The organism is Pseudoalteromonas sp. Z1A6, assembly GCF_011378745.1.
Lineage (GTDB): Bacteria > Pseudomonadota > Gammaproteobacteria > Enterobacterales > Alteromonadaceae > Pseudoalteromonas > Pseudoalteromonas arctica.
The window spans coordinates 1-4569 of the sequence record NZ_WTKW01000333.1 but is presented as its reverse complement, the minus strand read 5'-3'; the positions used below and the strand labels follow the sequence as shown (position 1 = coordinate 4569).

Genomic DNA, 4569 nt, shown 5'->3' with positions numbered 1-4569 from the left:
TTGTTTCCCCAAAATTAGCTAAGCAAGGTGATCAACGAACATTGCATTTAACGATTATCGATCATTAGTAAAATGAATATTCTCGTACCTTTTCTGTTTTTCTCTAAAAGCGCAGCGCCTCTTAACCTCTTTGTGAATAATTTACTTAAAGATTTTTTGCACAAGGAGAAGGGAATGAGAAGTGAAAGAGGGAGAGCTGAAACAGCCGATAATGCGAAGTATCAATGTTTGTTGGTGGGATGTTTTTGCGTTGGGTTTCGCTTGTGCTCAACCCAACCGACTTCAATTATTTTATTGGTAGTTACTCACTATTTAGGGAGTAGGGTGATTTTGCCAAATACATCTGCGTCTATAAATCCACGGTTTCTGTCGCCGTTTACTGGCTGTACTTCGTGTGAACCCATAAAGTGTTCGCGCACTTTGCTGCCATCGTTATCGCAATACGCTAACATAAAGCCAATGACTTGTTTTTCGCTCAGTGTAATTGGTGTATTTACAGCGCCTTCTTTGTAGTCGTTAGGGTAGAGCTTTATGGCTACTTCCCACGTGATGTTAAAAGGTGCAGTGGTGTTGCGCTTCCAGTTACTGACTAAGTGGTCGGTATACAAATGGGCTTTTTTATCAGGGCCGTAATCGGCGGCTTGGTTATCAAGGCCAATGTGATACGCCAAAGCAGTGTGATTAAATTGGTGGTTTCCGCCCGATGCATCGCTATCTATAAATACCTCAAGCGCATCGTCATCCCAATATTTATAGGTTGGATCGGCGTGTGTATCAATTAAAACATCATCCACAATATCGGCTTGTAGGTATAAATAGTTTTGATCCCACAGTAAACGATAACGCCCTTTAAAGTCAGCATCGTTTGATGGCAATGTGCCATCCATTAAATAAGGCATATCGTGCCAAGCGGCTTTATCCCACGCACTTTCTGATACGCCATCAATAGTAATTGGAGTTGATGTATGTTCAACATCAATAGCCATTGCAGGAGCGCTTAATAAAAAGCTTAAGGCGAGTGCTAATTTTTTCATTAATCTCTCAATTTTATTGTGTATTTATATTGGTGTAACACACATCCTAAAACAGTTGAGTAATTAGTTACAGTGAAATCCTTTCGCCTTCGTTTAAAATATACAGCGGTGTTTGAGCATCCATTTTTTTAACCATGTGTAATAAGCGCAGTAAGGCCGAGTGGCTAGTATGGTCGCCCATTTTCCAACTTGAGTTACCGTATCCCCACGGTATCATTACTTTGCAGTTAAGATCATTCGCGGCGTTTAGTGCGTCCTCTGGTGTGGTGTGAACGTAACGATAAAATTTACCACTTTCTTTACTGTAGTAAGAAGCGATTGGGATTAAGCACACATCTATATCGCCATATTTTTGCTGTATGTCTTTAAAGTGTTTTGAGTAGCCTGTATCGCCTGCAAAAAATAAGGTACTGCCGTTTTGTTCAAGCAGCCAGCCATTCCATAAGTCTTTATTATTATCTTCGTAAATAAAGGGCACTAATACGCGAGCGCTAAAATGATGAGCTGGCACGGCGTTAATAACTAAGTCGTCAATGTTGGTTGTTGAGTACCACGGCATTTCGGTAATGTTAAAACTGCCAGTAGGGAAGTTGTCGGCCATCCCGAGTGGTGTTAAATAACGAGGTTTATTGCCAATGCTTTGTATGTCGGCTTTATTAAAATGATCGTAATGAATATGCGAATACATTACCGCATCAATATTTTCCAGTTCTTGCTCACTAGGCCAAGCGCCTGCTTTACGATAAATACCACCGCCGAGTTTAAAGCCAAGTGCGACTGGAGAATCAAACTGATTTTTTACCGGATCAAACAGCACATTTTGACCATTTGGGGTGTTAATTACAAAACTAGCGTGGCCAAGCCAGCGTACGGTATAGCCGGTACTAAGTTGTGGTTTAGTTTGCTGGCCTTGGTACTGGCAGTTTTCGCTGCCGGTTTTGCATAGTAAGTCTGGGTGGGCTGGGTAGCAGTTTTCAGTACAGGTAGTGGGATATGTTTTTTCATCTGCGTATAAATTTTTATAACGACCGTTCTTATCATTAATAACAACAACTGAGTCAGAGCTGGTAATACGATTAATATTATTAGGTGCACCGCAGGCAGTTAGTATACATAAGAGTATTGTTGCGGTTAAAAAGCGTTTCATTGTAAATCCCTTTTAGCATGCCTTTAACATAAAAAAGCCTGCAATTAAGCAGGCTTGTTAAAGTAACAAATAATTAGCCAGCGCTATTCATTTGTTCAATAAATTTGTTTGAATCGGCAATCGATTTGTTCATGTCGTTCATCAACAATTGAATATCGCGCTTAAGGTTAGTGAATTCACCTTTAATAGCCGATACCGCTTGTGCATTTAAGTTATGCTTTAGGTATAAAACGTTATCATGAAGCGAGGTTAATACTGGCTCCATTTTACTCTCTGCGCTGCGCATTGAGCGTAATAGCTGATCAAATTGACGCTTAGTAGCGGCTAGCTTTTTGCTACTTTCACGCTTAAGTGATGCACTTTTATATTGCTCTAGCTCATCGGCCCATTCATCAAAAAGCGCCTCTGCTACGTCTTCTACTTTATTGATGTTAGTTGACACTTCGTTAGCGGCTTTTAAGCTCGACTCGTAGTCATCGTTTAATTGATTGTAGGTGTCTTGTAGTTCGCCACCATTAAAATCAATAAGTGTAGTTAAACGTTCAAGAGCCGATTTAAATTCTTCTTGCGACTCCTGCTGTGAATCTTTTGTTTCTTCTACGCGGTCAATAAGAATATCGCGTTTGTGAACACCCACTTTTTCCATCGCAGAATAATAAGCTGATTGGCAGCCAGTTAAAGTAAGTGTTACTACAAGCATTGAAACACTGAGTAATGTTTGTTTTTTCATTTGAATTCCTGTTTACGAGCGTTAGTGCTGTAAATTATGGCGCTGATTGTTATTATAATCAAAACTATATAAGCACAAGTCAATTGTATGAATGATAAGCTCTCACATTACAAACAGCAAGTTAAGTCCTTTATACGCCAGCAACCTGGTTGGTGGATGCAGTATTTTAATCGTTGTATAGACGATCAAATAACGGTTAATGCAGGTTACCTTGCTTACGTGACACTTCTTTCTTTAGTGCCATTAATTGCGGTGGGTGTTGCTATATTTTCAGCCTTTCCGGGCTTTGAATCTACTCGCATGGAAATTGAGAGCTTTTTGTTTACCAACTTTGTCCCTACCTCTACCGATGTTATTAGAGAGCATATTAGCTCCTTTGCGGGCAATGCCAACCAAATGACGGCGGTAGGTATTGGCTTTCTAGCTGCAATAGCCTTGCTGTTAATACGTAATGTAGATGCCACATTGAACCGAATTTGGCGCATAAAGAAAAAGCGCCCAATGATGATCTCATTTGCTGTGTACTGGATGGTTTTGAGCTTAGGGCCTATGTTGCTCGGTGCCAGTATTGGTGTTACCTCTTATATTGTATCTTTGGTGTCGTTTGCTGATCAGGGAATTCCGGGGTTTAGCGGGTTTTTGTTAAAGCTATTGCCGTATGGAATTTCGATGGTGGGCTTTATTATGCTCTACACCTTAGTGCCTAATACACGGGTGTCGTTTAGAGCGGCAATACCTGGCGCTTTTTTTGCGGCACTTTTATTTGAGCTGACCAAAAAAGGGTTTGCACTTTATATTAGTCATTTTCCGTCGTACGAAGTTATTTATGGCGCAGTAGCAACCATTCCTATTTTATTTGTATGGGTGTATTTGTCGTGGGTCGTTGTTTTGCTTGGCGCTGAATTTACTGCGTGCATTAGCCCAAATGATATTCCAGAAACACCAGAGCTTGAACTAGAAGATGATGAACCAGCAGTAAAGGACACAGTTTAAATGCAAGGTTTAATACAACGTGTAAAGCATGCCAAAGTAGAAATTAACAACCAAGTGGTAGGCGAAATTAGCCAAGGTATATTGTTGTTGCTGGGCGTTGAAAAACACGACGACAAACAAACGGCCGATAAGCTTTTACACAAGGTAAGTAATTATCGTATTTTTACTGACGAAAACGACAAAATGAACCTAAGCCTTAAAGATATTAAAGGTGAGTTACTTGTTGTTTCGCAATTTACGCTAGCGGCTGATACTAAAAAGGGTATGCGCCCTAGTTTTTCATCTGCGGCAACGCCAAGCCAAGCTAACGAGCTTTACGAATACTTTGTAGCTCAAGCTAAAGAGTTGGGGCTTACAATAGCCACAGGTGAGTTTGGTGCTGATATGCAAGTAAGCTTGTGTAACGATGGGCCCGTTACGTTTAACTTATCTGTTTAAGTTTTTGGTTACCACGACAATATGATTTACATAGCCCGTAATTTTTTGCGGGCTAACATTACAACCAAATACATCGAGTAATAGCTGCTGAAGTTGCTTTAATTGCGACTCATGCTGCGATAAAAAGTTAATAAATAGCACGCCGTTGTTATTTAAAGCCGAGTAGATTTTTTTATAAAATGCCTCTTCAAATAAAAATCGAGGCGCGTCTATTTGGCTAAATAAAT

5 protein-coding genes and 1 pseudogene are annotated in these 4569 nt (G+C 40.2%); 2 read left to right on the top strand and 4 right to left on the bottom strand.

The window, feature by feature from the left end; genetic code table 11:
* Positions 1–308: 308 nt before the first annotated feature.
* The 3 genes from GQR46_RS16550 to GQR46_RS16540 all read right to left on the bottom strand — a co-directional run bounded on the left by GQR46_RS16550 (position 309) and on the right by GQR46_RS16540 (position 2911).
* Positions 309–1034 (bottom strand): CBM9 family sugar-binding protein, encoded by a 726-nt coding sequence (locus GQR46_RS16550; RefSeq protein ID WP_165741560.1) that lies wholly within the window; start codon positions 1032–1034, stop codon positions 309–311.
* A 67-nt stretch (positions 1035–1101) separates the two neighbouring features.
* Positions 1102–2181: an MBL fold metallo-hydrolase gene (locus GQR46_RS16545; RefSeq protein WP_165741558.1), complete on the bottom strand. Its 1080-nt coding sequence runs from the start codon at positions 2179–2181 to the stop codon at positions 1102–1104.
* Positions 2182–2254: 73 nt separating this feature from the next.
* Positions 2255–2911 carry a DUF2959 domain-containing protein gene (locus GQR46_RS16540; RefSeq protein WP_165741556.1) on the bottom strand — a complete coding sequence of 219 codons (657 nt, stop codon included), beginning with the start codon at positions 2909–2911 and terminating at the stop codon, positions 2255–2257.
* An 87-nt stretch (positions 2912–2998) separates the two neighbouring features.
* On the opposite strand from GQR46_RS16540, the gene GQR46_RS16535 reads away from it, so the two are divergent.
* Complete coding sequence (locus tag GQR46_RS16535) at positions 2999–3904, top strand: virulence factor BrkB family protein (RefSeq protein WP_007582159.1); 906 nt, start codon at positions 2999–3001, stop codon at positions 3902–3904.
* The gene (gene dtd, locus GQR46_RS16530) at positions 3905–4342 is read left to right on the top strand and encodes a D-aminoacyl-tRNA deacylase (protein WP_024589537.1); all 438 of its coding nucleotides are present in this window, start codon (positions 3905–3907) and stop codon (positions 4340–4342) included.
* Here dtd and GQR46_RS16525 read toward each other — a convergent pair.
* A pseudogene (locus GQR46_RS16525) lies at positions 4331–4569 on the bottom strand (SAM-dependent methyltransferase); the annotation flags it as partial. The gene dtd and the pseudogene GQR46_RS16525 sit on opposite strands and share 12 nt — an antisense overlap.